General features: G+C 62.7%; 12 protein-coding genes. 6 read left to right on the forward strand and 6 right to left on the reverse strand.

Annotated elements, in window-relative coordinates:
* The first annotated feature begins 91 nt into the window (after positions 1-91).
* Positions 92-1,882 carry a hypothetical protein gene (locus ABR989_RS01760; RefSeq protein WP_428125346.1) on the forward strand — a complete coding sequence of 597 codons (1,791 nt, stop codon included), beginning with the start codon at positions 92-94 and terminating at the stop codon, positions 1,880-1,882.
* Positions 1,883-2,380: 498 nt separating this feature from the next.
* Here the strand turns inward: ABR989_RS01760 and gspD are convergent, their stop codons facing one another.
* Positions 2,381-5,083: a type II secretion system secretin GspD gene (gene gspD, locus ABR989_RS01765; RefSeq protein ID WP_428125348.1), complete on the reverse strand. Its 2,703-nt coding sequence runs from the start codon at positions 5,081-5,083 to the stop codon at positions 2,381-2,383.
* A 397-nt stretch (positions 5,084-5,480) separates the two neighbouring features.
* On the opposite strand from gspD, the gene ABR989_RS01770 reads away from it, so the two are divergent.
* The gene (locus ABR989_RS01770) at positions 5,481-7,313 is read left to right on the forward strand and encodes a hypothetical protein (protein ID WP_428125349.1); all 1,833 of its coding nucleotides are present in this window, start codon (positions 5,481-5,483) and stop codon (positions 7,311-7,313) included.
* A gap of 142 nt (positions 7,314-7,455) precedes the next feature.
* Here the strand turns inward: ABR989_RS01770 and ABR989_RS01775 are convergent, their stop codons facing one another.
* The 4 genes from ABR989_RS01775 to ABR989_RS01790 are packed head-to-tail and all read right to left on the reverse strand — an operon-like array spanning position 7,456 to position 10,803.
* Entirely contained in the window at positions 7,456-8,652 is a 1,197-nt protein-coding gene (locus ABR989_RS01775) for a lipid-transfer protein (RefSeq protein WP_428125351.1), read from the reverse strand.
* A 45-nt stretch (positions 8,653-8,697) separates the two neighbouring features.
* Entirely contained in the window at positions 8,698-9,297 is a 600-nt protein-coding gene (locus ABR989_RS01780; RefSeq protein WP_428125352.1) for a hypothetical protein, read from the reverse strand.
* Between the two features lie 51 nt (positions 9,298-9,348).
* Positions 9,349-9,537, reverse strand: coding sequence for a 50S ribosomal protein L28 (rpmB, locus tag ABR989_RS01785; protein ID WP_428125353.1), 189 nt, complete (start codon positions 9,535-9,537; stop codon positions 9,349-9,351).
* Positions 9,538-9,567: 30 nt separating this feature from the next.
* The gene (locus ABR989_RS01790; protein WP_428125354.1) at positions 9,568-10,803 is read right to left on the reverse strand and encodes a hypothetical protein; all 1,236 of its coding nucleotides are present in this window, start codon (positions 10,801-10,803) and stop codon (positions 9,568-9,570) included.
* 205 nt (positions 10,804-11,008) lie between these two features.
* Between ABR989_RS01790 and mutL the strand changes: the two genes are divergently transcribed.
* The 4 genes from mutL (at position 11,009) to ABR989_RS01810 (ending at position 15,307) form a co-directional block, all read left to right on the forward strand.
* Positions 11,009-12,889 carry a DNA mismatch repair endonuclease MutL gene (gene mutL / locus ABR989_RS01795; RefSeq protein ID WP_428125355.1) on the forward strand — a complete coding sequence of 627 codons (1,881 nt, stop codon included), beginning with the start codon at positions 11,009-11,011 and terminating at the stop codon, positions 12,887-12,889.
* On the forward strand, positions 12,886-13,872 hold the full coding sequence (gene miaA, locus ABR989_RS01800) for a tRNA (adenosine(37)-N6)-dimethylallyltransferase MiaA (RefSeq protein WP_428125356.1): 987 nt from the start codon (positions 12,886-12,888) through the stop codon (positions 13,870-13,872). Before mutL ends, miaA begins: the two co-directional genes overlap by 4 nt.
* 6 nt (positions 13,873-13,878) lie before the next feature.
* Complete coding sequence (locus ABR989_RS01805; protein ID WP_428125357.1) at positions 13,879-14,805, forward strand: acetyl-CoA carboxylase carboxyltransferase subunit alpha; 927 nt, start codon at positions 13,879-13,881, stop codon at positions 14,803-14,805.
* Between the two features lie 73 nt (positions 14,806-14,878).
* Positions 14,879-15,307, forward strand: coding sequence for a VOC family protein (locus tag ABR989_RS01810; RefSeq protein WP_428125358.1), 429 nt, complete (start codon positions 14,879-14,881; stop codon positions 15,305-15,307).
* 74 nt (positions 15,308-15,381) lie between these two features.
* Here ABR989_RS01810 and ABR989_RS01815 read toward each other — a convergent pair whose 3' ends face one another.
* Positions 15,382-16,851 carry a catalase gene (locus tag ABR989_RS01815; protein WP_428125359.1) on the reverse strand — a complete coding sequence of 490 codons (1,470 nt, stop codon included), beginning with the start codon at positions 16,849-16,851 and terminating at the stop codon, positions 15,382-15,384.
* Positions 16,852-16,963: the final 112 nt, after the last annotated feature.

Consider the following 16,963-nt stretch of genomic DNA (forward strand, 5'->3'; position numbering starts at 1 on the left):
CGGCTTTCAGCGAGGCAGGAGAGGGAATTCGACCATGAAGGGTGTACGGGCCTTTACGCTTTTAGGCAAGAGAGTCCTGAGCACAAGCACGATGATTCTGCTGGCCGTGGCCCTCGCGACGTTCGCGTGGTCAGGGATGGCGGCGGCAGAGCCCGAAGAGTTCGGGACGGAGTTGCAGAATTATTTCAGCAACGCCAACACCACTGGCGGACAAGCCTACCTCAATATCACGGCTCCTCTCGAGGGAGATCCAACGGCCACCACCCCCGCCGCGGTAGAGGGCGAAACTTGCGCGATGATCTACGTCTTCAATACCGAGCAATCGATGCAGGCCTGCTGCGGATGCCCGGTGACCGCTGATGGTCTGTTGACCATGAACGTCTCAACCCAAGTGGCGGTGAACGCGGTGACATCGGGCCTCATCCATGACGGCTCGATCCGTATTCTGTCAACCTTGCCAAATGCCTTTCCAGTTCCATTCGGGGATACGCAGCCCGCATATGCAGGTTGCGACTCCAACACCAGCATCTGCTGCGATCCAACCGCGGCGGGCAGCGGCTTCATACTGACCCCCAATAGCGAACTGGTGGCTTGGGCAACTCACATACAGAATACCCAGGTCACCGAAGATGCGTTCCAGGCCGATGTTCCGAATGCGGCGGAACTCCATGACGGACTGCCGGAAACGTGCGCCGATATCGTTGCGTTGGGTAGCACCCAGGGTACATGCGCGTGCGTCCCTCCGCCCCCGACCGCGACCGCGACCCCGACTGCAACCGCGTCGCCAACCGCGACCGCAACCGCAACCGCAACCGCGACCGCGACCGCAACCGCGACTGCAACCGCGACTGCAACGAAGACCGCAACCGCGACCGCAACCCCGACCGCGACGGCAACCGCGACTGCAACCGCAACCGCGACGGCAACCGCAACCGCGACGGCAACCGCAACCGCGACTGCAACGAAGACGGCAACCGCGACGGCAACCCCGACCGCGACCGCCACCGCCACGGCAACCGCAACCGCGACCGCGACGCCAACTGCAACCGCGACGGCGACCCCAACCGCGACGGCGACCGCAACCGCCACGGCAACCGCAACCCCGACCGCAACGGCGACCGCGACCGCCACGGCAACCGCAACCCCGACCGCAACGGCGACCGCGACGGCGACCGCAACCGCAACCGCTACGGCGACTCCTACGGCGACTCCGACGCCGCTCCCGGGCAGCCCGTCAACTGACGCGACTGATCCCGGTGGCGCTGCTTCTATAGTCAATAACACTCCACCGGGGACCGCTCTAAACGACCTGTTGGTCGCGATAATCGCGATTGAGACGGCGCCGACTCACGGGAACGCGTCGACCGGCGTGATCACGGCGCCTGCCACCTGGAACCTGCTCTCCCAGAACACTTCGACTTCCGGAACCGATCTTCAGGTCCAGATATATTGGAAACTTGCTGTGGCCGGCGATGTCGGTGGACTAGGTAATTACACTTGGGACTTCAGCGATACGTTCCGGGCCGCCGCGCAAATGGAGAACTTCGAATATATAGGCGCTACTCCATTCGAAAGCACCACGGCGAATTGCACCGCCACGGCCACCAGCGCGACGATCTCGGCACCCGGTTTCACGACGGGCAAGGCCAACGATCTCAACGTTGCAGTTTGGGTAATTGCCGCACATGACGCGTTAGCTCCGACCAACGTGTCGTATAACTTCAACTCTGGTGTGGGGCCAACCGGCGTAGGACCGTTACCCGGTTTCGGGACTCTCGCAATACCGGATATCGGGACCGTGACTGGCACCCAAACGGCGACCGGATCGCCCACAGCAGCTGACAACATCGGCTGTCAGTTCGACCTGTCGCCGTTGCCCTGAGGCATGCCGGGTCCCTGCAAGACCGCAACTTGAACTAGTCAGTCAGGACGTGCCCGTGAGACAGCGAGTCTCACGGGCACGGCTGCCTTTTCCGCTGTTTCGTCGACAGCGCGGCGTCGCGCAGCAGCACGAGGGCTCCGCGCAGCGGGCGAAGGTGAGAATGGCGGCTTGGCACCGATTGGATTGCAGCGACCTCGCAAGCCCCTCTTCGAGCGGGTAACCGCGTTTCAGGTCGGCTTGGGGATGACCTATTTCAGCCTGACCCCCGGCGGATTTGGCGTGCTATGCGTACGGTATGGACAACCGTCAGGATGCGCCATACTCGCCGGGCTCGCCCGAAATCGGCCGCCCCCCGCTTCCGGCTGAAATAATTTTTGACGGAACGAAACTATCCATGGTGGTGGAGCTGTCCTAAAACCACCACGGGTGGTATAAATTGCCCTTCCAGCTCTATTCGATCAGTCAGAATCGCGCGCCCGCCGCGAAGGTCAGACTCCGTTATGGGGTAATGCCTGCGGCGACGCTGGCCTTGGATGTGTCGAGCGCGCTTGACGAGGCGGCGAAGCCGGCGCCGCCGGCCGCAGGTGCTGCGGAGACTTTGCCGGCGCCGGGATCGAGCGGGGCGGCAGGCCCGGTGGTAACGAATCGTGCGGACGCCGGCGAGTAGGGCGGGGCGCTGGTCATGGCCGCCGAAGTCGCAGTCGAGTAGCCGGTGGTGGTGGTCTTGTTCATCGAGGTCGGACCGATCTCGGTGGTATTGAATGGAGTTTCGCCACTGGAGGGCGCGGATTCCATTGCGGCGCCCGGATTTTCGGGACCCGGAGGAGACGCAGCAGCACCGTAGGGCGCGTTGAGGTCGTCGGCGGGAGAAACCGGAATCGAGAAGCTCGGCTTGTAGATTTGTTGAATCTGCGAGGCGGGCATCCCGTGAATTTCCTTGCGGCCGAGCGAGTTGACGAACTGCTGGCGTTCCTCGAGGGCGAGTTCGCGCAACTGGCTCTTGTTGCGAACGATATGAGGGGTCAGGAAGACGATTAGGTTGTCCTTCTGCTTGTCGGTGCTCTTGTTGCTGAACAGGTTGCCGAGCACCGGGATGTCGGAGATGAACGGAACGCCCTGATTATCCAGCGTATCCTGGCTGGCGAGCAGGCCGCCGATAACCGCGGTGCGATGGTTCTGGATCATGACGCTGGTCGAGGCGGAGCGGATGGTCGTGGTCGGACCGAGCGTGTTGTTCGCGGTGCCGTTGACGACGTTGGAAACTTCCTCATACAGGTCGAGCTTGACGTAGTCGCCCTCGGAGACCTGCGGCACGATGTCGAGCGTGATGCCGACGTTCTGGCGCTCGACCGAGTTGAAGATTTGCCCGGGCAATCCGGAGTTGGCGGAGGCCGAGCCGACGAAGGGCAGGTTCTCGCCGATCACGATCATCGCTTCTTCATTGTCGGCGGTGAGCAGCGTCGGCGCGGAGAGCACGTCGGCGTGAGTGTCGGTCTCAAGCGCCATGATGAGCGCGACATCGCAGGGGATGCTCAGGTTGCCGGACGTGGTGGTGCTGGTGGTGGTGGTCGACGTCGCGGCGCTAACCGCGGACAGCGCCGCGGCAGAAATCGAACACTGGGCTTTCGACGCGAGGCCGAGGCCCAGGCCGGTGATTGACAGCGGGTCGGCGAGCGTATTCTGGAGCTGTCCGAAATCAAGCGAGCCGATGGCCACCGAGCTTCCGACATTCTGGGCGGCGTTGAACTGGACGCCCATCTGGCGCTGGCGCTCGGCGGAAACCTCGACGATGACGGCCTGCACGAAAATCTGGACGCGCGGGGTGTCGAGGTCGTCGATAATCTGCCTGAGGGTCTGCCAATCCTGCGGCGACGCGCTGATAACCATCGCGTTGGTCGCGGGATCGGCGGTGATATTTACCGGATAAGAGAAATCGATGCTCTTGCCGGCCGAGCTGGCCGACGCCGACCCGCTGCTGCCGCCGGTCGAGCCGCCGCGGCTCATCCCGCCGCCGCCGCCACTGCCGCCGCCGAAGCCACCGGAGCCGTTGGTGCCGCCGAAGCTGCCGCCGCCGCTGGAACCACCGAAGCTGGCGCTACTGGACATCCCGCCCATCCCGCCGGAGCCGCCCATGCCACCGGAGCCGCTCATCCCGCCAAAGCCCGAACTGCCGCCATTAGAGTTGAAGCTCGCGCGGCCGAGCGATCCCTTGCCGGTGGTGGGCGACAGGGTGCTCGGGCCGCCGCCGCCGTTGAGCAGGTTGTTGAGCACCTGGACCATCTCGAGCGCCTGCGCGTTCTTGAGCCGATAGACGTGGATTCGCGAGGTGGTCAGCGGCGGGTTAACGTCGAGCTTGGCGACTATTTCCTGAATCTCGCGCATCTGAAGCGGCGGCGCCATGACGATAAGGCAATTGGTGCGCTCGTCGGGAATGACCTTGTAACCCGTCCCCGCGCCGCCGGTGGCCGAAGGCGCGACCCCCATTTGCGGCCGCGGCATCTGGGAGCTTGCGCTGGCGCCTTGCATCTTGGCCGTCATCAGCGCATCGATCTCGGGCGCAAGCTCGGTGGCAAACGCCAGCTTGAGCGGAATGACGACAATGGTCTGCTGTTCGCCGCGCACGTCGAGGCTGCCGATTATCTGGAGCAGTCGCCCGACGTTGTAGGCGTCGTCGGTGACGATGATGGTGTTGTCCAGGGGAAACGCGGCGATCAGCCCGTCGTGCGAGACCATCGGCTGGATCACGCCGATGATGGAAGCGGCGTCGATATTCTTAAGCCGCACCATCCGGGTGACGTACTCGTCGCCCTTGGTCTCGGCGGGAATTTGCGATTCGGTGAGCGCCGCGGAGGAGCGCACGTTGCGCGCGGGCACAATCTTGATGATCTTGCCGGCCTGAACCGTGGTGAAGCCTTTTACCTGGAGAACCGATTGAAAGATCGAGTAGGCCTGTTCGGCAGTGACCTTGCTCGGCGAGATGATGGTGACCTTGCCGCGCACCGATTCGTCGATGATGAAGTTGCGGCCGGTGATCTCGCTGATGAACTTGGCCAGAACCGGAATATCCACGTTCTGGAAGTTCATTGTAATTGTATTCTGGGCGGGCAGCCCCGTGCTCTCGGCCCCCAACGCCCAGCTGCGAAGGTTGCCTACGCCAACCAGCATCGCGGCGGTAAACGCCCCGACCAAAAAACGGTTCATGCGAGCATCCTCCGCATTTCGTCTCAAAACGCCGTCAGCATATTTCACCACCGCTGCGCAACGCAACCCACAATCGTTGCAAATCCCTCAGCCCTCGGCGACTATGACGATCACCGTTCGTATTCGAGAAGCTCACGCCGTTGGCGGTGACCTTCGGGATTCGGCGATACCAGCCTGGCCGTCGTGATTGAAAACCGGCATGCAGCGCGCTGAGATTGAGCGCTCGCTACTGGACAGGTCTACACGCCAAATAAATCAACATAGCACATCTTGACATAGGCTTCGATCTTCTGCCATGTTCGCCTGACCGAGGTTCAGAATTGCTCAGGCTCGCCATGATTATCAGCGAAATGCAGATGGCAGGCAGAGAGCAAAGAAGTGGACGTAGAGTGCAAGATTGACGAGCGGGTTTCAAATAGCGCTCACGCCGTTGTCTGCGTTTATCGTCGCGGTGGCGATGATGCCGGTGGCAAAAGCGGCAGGCGTTCGCTTCGGGATCGTTGCACAACCTTCGAACGACCGCCCGCATGCCAAGCCGACGTCGTTGCTGGGAGGTCTGGCCGTGATGGCAGGCCTAATAGCGGCGATCGGATTCGTCGGCGTCCTGTCAGGATTGCCGTACCATAGTCTGCCCTGGCTCGCGGGGTTTGCGGTCGCGATGTGCCTGGTTGGATTGCTCGATGACATCGTCGATCTGAGGCCGCGGAATAAACTGATATTGGAACTGGCTGCGATCTGTATCCTCGGAGGGTGGGGGCCCCAGCTCGACATCCTTCCCTACCAGCCGCTCAACATCGCGCTCACGATTTTCTGGCTGATCACGGCGACCAACGCGTTCAACTTAATCGACGGGATCGACGGCCTTGCGGCGGGAGTCGGAATTGTCGCGGCGTTGAGTATCGCGACCGTCGCGGGGTTGCATCAGCACGAAGGAACGATGCTCGTGGGGCTGGCGCTGGCCGGTGCGCTGGCGGGATTCATGGTTTTCAACTTTCCGCCCGCGTCGATTTTCATGGGTGACGAAGGCGCGCTCGCGGTCGGCCTCGTGCTGGGAGTGCTGTCGATTCAAGCCAGTCACCATGGCGAGGGTTCTCTGCCGGCGCGGCTGGCGATGCCATTGCTGGCGCTCATGGTTCCGCTGCTCGACATCGTGACGGTGACGGTGACGAGGCTGGCGACGGGAAATCCGATATCGAAGCGCGGCCTGGACCATTCGCATCATCGGCTGACGCGGCTGGGCATGTCGACCCGGAGCGCGGCAGCGACGTTGATCGGCCTGCAGGCGATAGCGGGCGGTTGCACGATCGCGCTGACCATAGTCCCGGGTTACGACGCAGTGTTGCTGCTTCCGTTCATGGCGCTGTTCTTTGCGCTGGTGGCATTGTTCCTGATGGATCGATCGTTCGACGGGAAGTCTCCGGGTCAAATCGAAGACCTGTCCGCGATCGCGCGCGTCATCCTGAGCTTCGGGTACAAGCGTCGATTCGTCGAGTTAATTCTGGATGTGGCTCTGGTAGCGGCGGCCTATTTTGGCGCGATGATGGTGCGATTCGACTTCGATTTGAGCATCGCGCAGGTGGACCAAATGCTGATCGGCCTGCCGTGGGTTGTGATGCTTGGTTGCGGCGCGTTCCTGGTGGCAGGCGTTTATCGCGGGATATGGCGCTACACGGGACTGGCGGAGGGTGTGCGCTTCGCTTTGGCGGCGATGATGGCGGGGCTCGCTGTGAAGCTGGCGTCGGCGATACTGCCGATTACAATTTCGCGCGCGACGGTGGTGGTCTTCGTGCTTTTGCTGTTCAATTTCCTGGTCGCAACGCGCTGGTCATTCCATGTTTTCCAGCGAATCGGGCGGTGGCTGGCGCATTCGGCAAGGCGCCTGGTGATCGTAGGGGCAGATGCGCGTGGCGCGGCGGCGGTTCAACACCTGCACTCGACGATCGGAGCCAGTGCGGAACTGCTGGGACTATTGGATGACGACAGTTTCAAGCACGGCAAGCTATTCCACGGCTATCCGGTGCTGGGGTCGCTCGATAATCTAGGCGCGATCATGGCGCGAACGCCGTTCGACGAAATCGTTATTGCGCAGGAGACGCTGTCTACCACGCAACTGGCGGCGCTCGAGTCGTTCACGGTGAGTCATCGGATAACGCTTCGCCGCTTCTGGCTCGGCGTAACCGACATGAGTGCGCCTCCGACGATTTCAGATCGGCAACTCACGACTGCCTGAATCCGGCGAAGCCGAGAGTTTGCGCTTGCTTCATTTTTCGTTGTTTCGCGACATTATGATCCGACGTGGCAGTTACGGTGCGCTGCCGGACGCTGCTGCTGAGCGAACGGTAGGAAGCTTCCTACCGTCGTCGCCGCGAAACTCAGGCCAAATTTGCGCGGCGATACATCGTGACGACCGCGGCTCCGCCAAGCCCGAGATTGTGCTGGAGGGCGACCTTGGCGCCCGATACCTGCCGCTTGCCCGCTTCGCCCCGCAATTGCCAGTTGAGTTCCGCGCACTGCGCCAGGCCAGTTGCGCCCAAGGGATGGCCCTTCGAAATCAGCCCGCCGGATGGATTCACGACCACTTTGCCGCCGTAAGTATTGGCGCCTGCGTCGACAAATTCACCGCCTTTGCCCTCGGGGCATAGCCCTAGCGCCTCATAAGTGATCAGTTCGTTGCACGAGAAGCAGTCGTGGAGTTCGACCACGTCGACGTTCTCGGGCCCTAGACCGCTTTGCTCATAGACCTTATGCGCGGCAGCCTTCGACAGGTCAGAGCCGACCATCTTGATGCAACTACGCTCGGAAAACGTGCTGGCAAAGTCGGTCGCCATCGCCATACCGAGAATCTCGACGGCCTTGTTCTCGAGGCCATGCTTCTTGACGAAGTCGGCGCTAGCCAGAATTGTTGCGCCCGAGCCGTCGGAGGTCGGGCAGCACTGAAGCTTGGTGAGCGGCTCATACACCATCGGCGCGCTGAGGATTCCTTCGAGTGAATACTCATCCTGAAACTGCGAGTAAGGGTTGTTCACCGAATGCTTATGGTTCTTCCATCCGATTTTTGCGAACTGCAACGCGGTCGTGCCGTAGCGCTCCATGTGCTCGCGTCCGGCATTGCCGAACATCTGCGCCGCCGGCGGCGCCGGCGCGAAGCCGCGCAGGTCGGCCATTAGCTGGACGTGCTTGTCCATCGGATTGACGCGGTCCATGTACTTGGCGCCGAGCGAGCCCTTCTCCATCTTCTCGAAGCCGAGCGCCATCACGCAGTCCGCGATGCCGCCCTCGATGAATTGCTTGGCCATGAACAGCGCGGTCGATCCGGTCGAGCAGTTGTTGTTGACGTTGTAGATCGGGATACCGGTCATCCCGAGTCCGTAGAGCGCGCGCTCGCCGCAAGTCGATTCTCCGTAGCAGTAGCCGACCACCGCCTGCTCGACGTTTTCGTAGGCGATCCCGGCGTCCTGCAGAGCCTTGGTGCCGGACTCCTTCGCCATGTCGGGATAATCCCAAGCCCGCGAACCCGGCTTCTCGAACTTGGTCATCCCGACGCCTACGACATATACCTTCCGTCCCATTTTTACTCTCCTTGACGGCCGCACTTGCGCGGCGGCATGATTTCTTCAGTGTCCGCCATTAGCAGGTATTTCCATCGCCGAAGGCGCCGCCGCCGCTACGGGCGTGGCCTCGCCAAAGGGAGTGGATTGAGGCGCCGGCGTCCCGACCGGCTTGGGGAAAGCAGCGACTGCTTCGTGCCCGTATTTCATCGCCTCGAGAGGACGTCCGCTCAGGTTCGCAGTCGCTGGCGCCGGGCTCACGACGAGCGCCTCCGCCACACCTTCATTCTCGAACGGGCGGCGCATGTCCAGCGGCGCCGGCTCGACGACGTGACCGATGTTGACGTCTTGGGCATCGACGCGAATCTTGCTGGCCAGAATGACTCCACGTTCGGCTCGCAGATCGTAAAGTCCCGGCGGCAGATCCGCCGTGAATGAGCCGTCGGGCTTGGTCGGCGCGATGTAGATATCGCTGGTGACGCGGTTCTCATAATGAAGCCAGCGTTGCTCTGCTGGTTTGCCGTTTCGGTACGACATCAAGCCGCTAATGTTCGCCGCGCCCGCAATCCTCGCTCCCGCCGCGATACCCGCGGCGACTGCAACCGATAGAGCTGCCGCCGCTAAATGAAGCTTGCGGCCCGACCTGCGATTGGAAATGTTCTTCACAACGACTCCATGGCAATGTGTCTTGCGCCGGATGAATTGTGGCCGCTGCTGCTAGGCGCTTTTCTTGACCTTGCCGGCGCGGATACATCGCGTGCAGGCCAGGATTCGGCGCACGTTGCCGTTAATCTCGGCGCGCACTTCCTGCAGGTTGGGATTCCAGCGCCGCTTGGTCTTGTTGTTGGCGTGGCTGACGTTGTTGCCGACTGACGGCTGCTTCTTGCAGTATGCGCAATGTCTCATGAGTCTTCCGTTCGAACCTGTATAATCCTGCTAGGGTAGCCCGACCTGCGGCCGCGTGAAAGAGGGTGAATACTTCGCCTTGAGCAGCGCCTCGCCGACCGCTTCTCCCGTCAGCACCGCGCCCGCGTCGCATCCGCACTTGAGGCTCATCAACCACGCGCTGCGCCCGAGTGCGCCCGCATAGCTGTCGAGCTGGTTCTTGAGCCCCTGTGGCGCGCCCTTGTCCTCGACCGTCACGTCCCTGGCGCTGACGATCACTTCGTTGGGAATCGAGCCGGTCTGCTCGCTGAAGAGCTGCTTGATCATCGCGACGAACGCCGCATGATCGAGCGCGGGCACGTCGCTCCTGATGACGCCGTCGTAAATCGATTCGGCGTGACGATCGGGCACACCCGCAAGCACCCGCCGAATCGAATCCGCGCGCGAGTTCTCGGCCGACGGCGCCTTCTCATAGTCGGCCAGCATGATGCGCGCCTCGCCTGCGTTTCCGCCCGCCATCGCTCCGAGCGTTCGTCCCAGCAGCGCATTGGCCGCACTGCGCCGCAACTGGCCCTGCGCGTTCGCGATCATCCGCTGAACTTCGGGGTTGTTGATTCCCGCCGATTTGAAGACCAGCATCGCGTCCTCGCCGTCGCCGCGATCGAGCAGATTTTTCGCCGTGTCGAGCGGATTGAGCGGACCGGTGTCGCGGATCGACGCGGTCTGCAGATAGAGCTTGGTCGCCGCGACCAGCTTCGCCTCGACGCGCGTCTCCACCGCCTCGAACGCCTGCCACTGATCACTCGAAATGAGTTTCTTGCCGGTGGCGCGCTCGGCGAACAACTGCGCCGGTATCGCGAGAATAGCGGCGGCGCCGCCTATCACCGGCTCGCTGTCGGTGAAGGTGAAGCGATGGCGGTCCTCCGCCAGTGTGGAAAGATTGAGCGTCCAGATTTCGTAAGCGCCGGTGAATCGCGCTTCGTTCGAGTCGCGCTGCGATTGAAAGGACTCGGTCGGCAGGCTTACCACCATCACCGCGTCGATCCGATCGTCCGCCTCGCCTGCGACGAATCGCTTGACGCAGGCATCGATCCCGCCAGGCGGCTGAATCGGCGCCACCTTCACGTTCGGCAGCGCGCCGACAATGCTGTCGATATCGGCCTCGGTCTGGGGCGAGATCGGTCCATTCACGCCGACCCCGATCTTTATCGGCGCCGCAATCGCGACTTCCGCGGCTGCGGCCACGATGATTGCCGCGCCGACCAGCATTGCCGTAATTTTTCTCATCGCTGGAGTGCTCAGGCGAGTTCGCCGGGCCGAAAGCTTTTCAAAACCCGCCGCGATCTTCAACCCGTGCAATAGCCATCCCCCGGTTTTGACGCCGGATCGGCGAGTTGCTTGAGTATCCGGTCCGAAAGCTGCAATGTCTAGTAATGTCTAGTTAGGTTGCGCCGGAGATTTCTTTGAACGGGCTCCGGCGCCGCGGACCCCGATGCCCGAGCACATAGTTCACATATTGCCCGAGCAAGTCGCCAGCCAGATTGCGGCGGGCGAAGTCGTCGAGCGGCCGGCCTCTGCCGTCAAGGAGCTGATCGAGAACTCCCTCGACGCGGGCGCTCGCTCGGTAAGTGTCGAGATCCTGGGCGGCGGCTCGGCGCTGATCGCGGTCGCCGACGACGGCTCCGGCATGACGCGCGCCGATGCGATCCTTTCGCTCCGGCGTCATGCAACTTCCAAGATTCGAAGCGCCGCCGACTTGAGCGCGATTCGCACGCTCGGGTTTCGCGGCGAGGCGCTCGCCTCGATCGCCAGCGTGTCGCATCTTCGGATGCAAACGCGTCGCGCCGCCGACGATCACGGCGTCGAGGTCGCAGCCGAGGCCGGCAACATCGAGGATACGCGGACGTGCGCGATGGCGGCGGGAACCCGAATCGAAGTCCGCCAGCTATTCTTCAACACCCCGGCGCGGCGCAAGTTCTTGAAGACACTGGCGACCGAGCAGGGCGCCATCGCCGAGGCCTTTCAGCGCATCGCGCTTGCCAGTCATCACATCGCGTTTCGCCTGACCGCCGACGGTCGCGCGATCTTCGATTTGCCGCGCGCCAACTCGGCGCTCGAACGATTCCGCCAGGTGTTCGGTCCCAAGATCGCGTCCCGGATGCTTGCGTTCGACCTCGATCGCCCCGGGATTCGCGCGCAAGGACTTGCTGCAACCAGCCAGGAGTCGTTTGCCACCGGCCGGATGATCTTCACCTTCGTCAACGGCCGCTCGGTTCGCGATCGAATGTTGATTCACGCAATCGAGCAAGCCTACCAGACGCTGATCCCGCGCGGTCGCCATCCGGCGGCGTTGCTGTTCGTCGATATGCGGCACGAAGATGTTGACGTGAACGTGCATCCGATGAAGACCGAGGTGCGATTTCGCAATGGCGGCGCGGTTTTCGACGTCGTTTATCACGCGATCCGCGACCGATTGGCGGATCAGACCGAAAATGCGCCCGTCGCAACTTTAGTTGACACGTCGGCGGCGGCCTCCGAAGCGCCGACGCCTTCCACCGATGACGCCGCGATGGGACTCATCACGACGGCGTCGATGGGCGACGATGCTCGCGCGGGCCAATCGGCCGCCGCCTCCGGCGATTCGGTTCCGAATCCGCGCGGCGACGCGCCGCTGCGGCTGGTGCCCGATGCGCCCAATCAGGCGGCGTTTCAGCGCCCGCTCAGCCTCGCCTACGATCGCGATGCGCGCGGCGGCGACGCGGCGGTGGCGCCGCATCCACCGGCGCCAATCCCGATGTACTCGAAACTCAGGGTGATCGGACAAATCTTCGCGGGGTACATCGCGCTCGAGACCGAGGAGGGGTTGCTCCTGATCGATCAGCACGCGGCGCACGAGCGCGTTACATTCGAAAAGCTGCGCCGCGAACTCCGCGACGGTGGAATTCGCACGCAGGCGATGCTCGCGCCGGTGTCGGTCGAGCTGAATCCCGCGCGCGCGTCGCAGGTTCATGGCGCGTTAAGCGAGCTTCGCGCGATGGGCTTCGATGTCGAGCCGTTCGGGCCGACGACGCTGCTGCTCAAGGGTGCGCCGGCGGTGTTCGGGCCGGAAGGCGGCGCGAAACTGCTTGCCGACATGATTGAGAGTATGGGCGATGGCGGCTTTCGCGGCGGCGGCGAGGCCGCGTTCGAGAATTGGCTCAAGCAACTCGCGTGTCACGGCTCGGTTCGAGTCGGGCGAGTGCTCGAGCTGGCGGAAATCCATTCGCTGCTGGCGGAACTGGATCGCACCGAGTTCAAGACCAACTGCCCGCACGGGCGCCCGGTGCATATTCAGTTCGGGCGCGGACAAATCGAACGAATGTTTCGCCGATGAGTGTCTTGCCGGAAACAACGGCGGCGGGAGTCGCAGCGCGGACGCATCCGGCGCGGATACCGGTCGGCTTTATTGTCGGGCCGACCGGAGCGGGCAAGAGCGCGCTGGCGATGGAAGTGGCGGAGCGCTCGAACTGCGAAATAATCAACGCCGACTCGCGGCAGTTTTATCGCGGGATGGATCTCGGCACGGCGAAGCCGCCGGCGGAGGACCGCCGGCGCGTGCCGCATCATCTTATAGACGTGCGCAGTCCCGACGAGTCGCTCGACGTGGCGGAGTTCGCGCAAATTGCGCGCGCGGCTATCGAGGAGATCGCGGCGCGGGGGCGAAATCCACTGGTGGTCGGCGGCAGCGGGCTTTATTTGCGCGTGATCCGCGGCGGAATCTTTCGCGGGCCGGCCGCGTCGGCGGAAATTCGAGACCGATTGGCGAAAATCGCGGCACAGCGCGGCATCGCGCATCTGCATCGGCAGTTGCGCGAGATCGATCCCGAGGCGGCGAATCGAATCGGCGTCAACGACCTGTACAGAATCGTGCGCGCTATCGAAGTCTTTGAATTAACCGGCGAAAACATTTCGGCGCATCAGCGGCGCCATCGGTTCGCCGACAATGGCTACGACACTTTGACGGTGGGAGTCGAAGTCGAACGTAAAAAGCTCTACGAGGCGATCGACCGGCGCTTCGACGCGATGATCGCGGCCGGGCTGGTCGGGGAAGTGCGCGCGCTGATCGAGGCGGGATACTCGCCGGAAAAGCCGCCGCTGAGTACGATTGGGTACAAGCAGATCGCGTCGCATCTGCGCGGCGAGATCGCGCTGGCCGATGCGATAGCTCTGGCCAAGCAGGAATCGCGGCGGCTGGCCAAGCGCCAAATCACATGGTTTCGCCGCGAGCCGGAGATCGTGTGGCTTGACCCGGAGCGCCGCGCTCAGGATGCTTTTGCATTGTTCGAGAAATTTTTTTCTTTGCATGAGCAGGCGTGAACCAGATTGAAAGGCAATTCGAACGGACATAAGGCGCGCGGCGCGAAAAGTCGCGCGATTGACATCGCGACAGCCCAGCCGCCGGGGCCGGAGCCGCCGAGCGCGATCGAGCGGGTGCGCCTGGCGCGGCATCCCAGTCGGCCGCAGACGCTCGATTACATCGACTTGCTGATGCGCGACTTTATCGAGATACACGGGGACCGGCGCTTCGCCGACGACGCTGCGATCGTGGCGGGGCTCGCCTATTTCGGACGCCGGGCGGTCGCCGTCGTGGGTCATCAGCGGGGCCGCTCGACCACCGAGAGAATCAAGCGCAATTTCGGCAAGCCGCTGCCCGAGGGCTATCGCAAGGCGGCGCGAGTTTATGAGCTGGCAGAGCGGTTTGGGCTGCCGATAATCACGCTGATCGACACGCAGGGCGGTGAGTCCGGGGTTGGCGCGGAGGAGCGCGGGCAGATCGAGGCGATCGCGCGCAACCTCGATCTGATGGCGCGGCTGACTGTCCCCACCGTCGCGTGCGTGATAGGCGAGGGCGGCTCGGGAGGCGCGCTGGCGCTCGGAGTGGCCAACGTGGTGCTGATGCAGGAGAACGCGTGCTACTCGGTGATCACGCCGGAAGGATGCGCGGCGATTTTGTGGCGTGCGGGGGGCGAGGAGAATGTTGCGGCGGCGGCCGCGGCGTTGAAGTTGTCGGCGCCCGATTTGCTGGAGCTGGGATTGATCGACGAGATTGTGCCGGAGCCCGCCGGCGGAGCTCATACCGCGCCCGCCGAAGCGGCGCATCTGGTCGGTGCGGCGCTCGCGCGGCATCTGGAGCGCCTGGTCAAGCTGAAGCCGGGGGAGTTGCGCAAAGCGCGCGAGCGGAAGTTCGCCGCGATGGGATCGCGGTATCTGACACGCGTGAGCGCGGAGAGCGATCGTTCGATCGATTAGCAGGGGTGACCCCTGCACCCAATGCTAAGAAAAGATGCAGGCTGCGTCTGAATCGAATCGCGGGAGGTCGAGCATGGACACGCAGAGCAAGCACGCGAGAATCATTCCGGCAATGCGGTATCGAAATGCGCCGGCGGCCATCGAATGGCTGTGCAAGGCGTTCGGGTTTGAGAAACATCTCGTCGTACCCGGACAAGACGGCAGGATCGATCACGCCCAGCTTACCTTTGACAATGGAATGATCATGCTGTCGTCGGTCGGGGGCGGCACGTTCGGCCGCCTGATGAAACATCCGGACGAAATCGGAGGCGCCGAGACGCAATGCGCTTACGTCGTCGTCCCCGATTGCGACGCGCATTACGCGCGGGCCAAGGCCGCTGGCGCCACGATGCTGAGAGATGTCCAGGATGAGGACTATGGCGGCAGAGGCTATACCTGCCGTGATTTGGAGGGCCATATCTGGAGTTTTGGAAGCTACGATCCGTGGCAACCTAGCCGCTAACTCCTTCCCTCGGTGTTACAGACACGCGGGAAGGGTCCATTTATGACACAAAGAACGCGCCAGCGTCGCGCGCGTTAGCGGCGGGCGCGGCGTTCGCGCACGGCCTTTGCCACTCGCTCGCCGTAGTCGGGGTCTGCGCTGCGAAAATAGCCGATCGACCGTTCGATGATGCCGTCGCGGCTTACCTGGGCTAGCCCCGCCGCGATATTTGCGGCCAGCCGCTCCTTCGCCGCCTCGTCCATCACGCGGTAGAGCGCGCCCGCCTGGACGAAGTCGTTGTCCTCCCGATGACGCTCCTGCGCCTGCGCGCCCGTGAAGCCATTCACCTCGATCGGCGCCCAAAGCGGCTGGTTACTTTGCACGGGGCCGTCGAAGCTGTTCGGCTCGTAATTTTTCGCGCGCCCACTGTTGCCGTCAAACCGCATCGAGCCGTCGCGCAAGTAGTTAGCCGCCTTGGCCGCGTGCGGACAGTTGATCGGCAACTGCGTGTGGTTGGCGCCCAGGCGATAACGATGGGTATCGCCGTACGCGAAAAGACGTCCCTGCAGCATCTTGTCCGGCGAAGGTCCGATGCCCGGCACGAAATTGGCCGGATTGAACGCCGCCTGTTCCACCTCGGCGAAATAGTTCTCGGGATTTCGATTGAGGACCATCTTACCTACCGGAATCAACGGGTAGTCCTTGTACGGCCAGACCTTGGTCAGGTCGAACGGATTGAAGCGATAAGCGGCGGCGTCCGCGACCGGCATGATCTGCATCTTGAGCGTCCATGACGGATACTCGCCGCGTTCGATCGCTCTGAGCAGATCGCGCTGATGGTGGTCGGCGTCCTGGCCGGCGATGCGCGCGGCCTCCTCGGAGGTCAGGCACTTTATGCCCTGGTCGGTCTTGAAATGATACTTGACCCAGAAGAGCTCGCCCCGCGAATTCATCCACTGGTAGGTGTGCGAGCTGAAGCCGTCCATGTGCCGATAGCTGGCCGGGATGCCACGGTCGCCGAACAGCCATGTGAATTGATGCGTGGCCTCGGGGCTGAGCGAGAAGAAATCCCAGACGTTATCCGGCTCTTGGATGTTGGTGTATGGGTCGCGCTTCTGGGAGTGGATGAAGTCGGGGAACTTGAGCGGATCGCGAAGGAAAAAGACCGGCGTGTTGTTGCCGACGAGGTCATAGTTGCCCTCCTCGGTGTAAAACTTGATCGCGAAGCCGCGCGGATCGCGCGCCGTATCGGCCGAGCCCTTCTCGCCGGCCACGGTCGAGAGGCGGATGAAGACCTCGGTGCGTTTGCCCGCGGGCTGGAGAAATTTCGCCTTGGTCCATCGCGATACGTCCGCGGTGACCTCGAAATAACCGTGAGCCCCCGAACCCTTGGCGTGGACCACGCGTTCGGGGATGCGTTCGCGGTCGAAGTGGGCGAGCTTTTCGATCAGTTGATTGTCTTCCAGCAGGACAGGACCGCCCGAGCCCGCGGTTCGTGAATTTTGATTGTCGGCTACAGGAGCGCCGCTTTCGGTCGTCAGCAGGTTGCGCGAATTCGTCGGCATTGTTTGTCCTTTTCTGTCTTTAACATGTTCCGGCTAATATATCGGTGCATCAGGTATTAGATTCTCTCATATCGCGCCGTGAAGCAACGCGCTCAAGGCGGGGCCGCATCGA

This window comes from Binatus soli (SeqCode) (assembly GCF_050015535.1).
GTDB classification, from domain to species: Bacteria; Desulfobacterota; Binatia; order Binatales; family Binataceae; genus Binatus; species Binatus soli.

Coding starts and splice junctions, on each gene's coding strand:
- gspD (WP_428125348.1), bottom strand. CDS start 5,083: ATGAACCGTTTTTTGGTCGGGGCGTTTACCGCCGCGATGCTGGTTGGC.
- ABR989_RS01775 (WP_428125351.1), bottom strand. CDS start 8,652: ATGGGACGGAAGGTATATGTCGTAGGCGTCGGGATGACCAAGTTCGAG.
- ABR989_RS01790 (WP_428125354.1), bottom strand. CDS start 10,803: ATGAGAAAAATTACGGCAATGCTGGTCGGCGCGGCAATCATCGTGGCC.
- rpmB (WP_428125353.1), bottom strand. CDS start 9,537: ATGAGACATTGCGCATACTGCAAGAAGCAGCCGTCAGTCGGCAACAAC.
- ABR989_RS01760 (WP_428125346.1), top strand. CDS start 92: ATGATTCTGCTGGCCGTGGCCCTCGCGACGTTCGCGTGGTCAGGGATG.
- ABR989_RS01815 (WP_428125359.1), bottom strand. CDS start 16,851: ATGCCGACGAATTCGCGCAACCTGCTGACGACCGAAAGCGGCGCTCCT.
- mutL (WP_428125355.1), top strand. CDS start 11,009: ATGCCCGAGCACATAGTTCACATATTGCCCGAGCAAGTCGCCAGCCAG.
- ABR989_RS01810 (WP_428125358.1), top strand. CDS start 14,879: ATGGACACGCAGAGCAAGCACGCGAGAATCATTCCGGCAATGCGGTAT.
- miaA (WP_428125356.1), top strand. CDS start 12,886: ATGAGTGTCTTGCCGGAAACAACGGCGGCGGGAGTCGCAGCGCGGACG.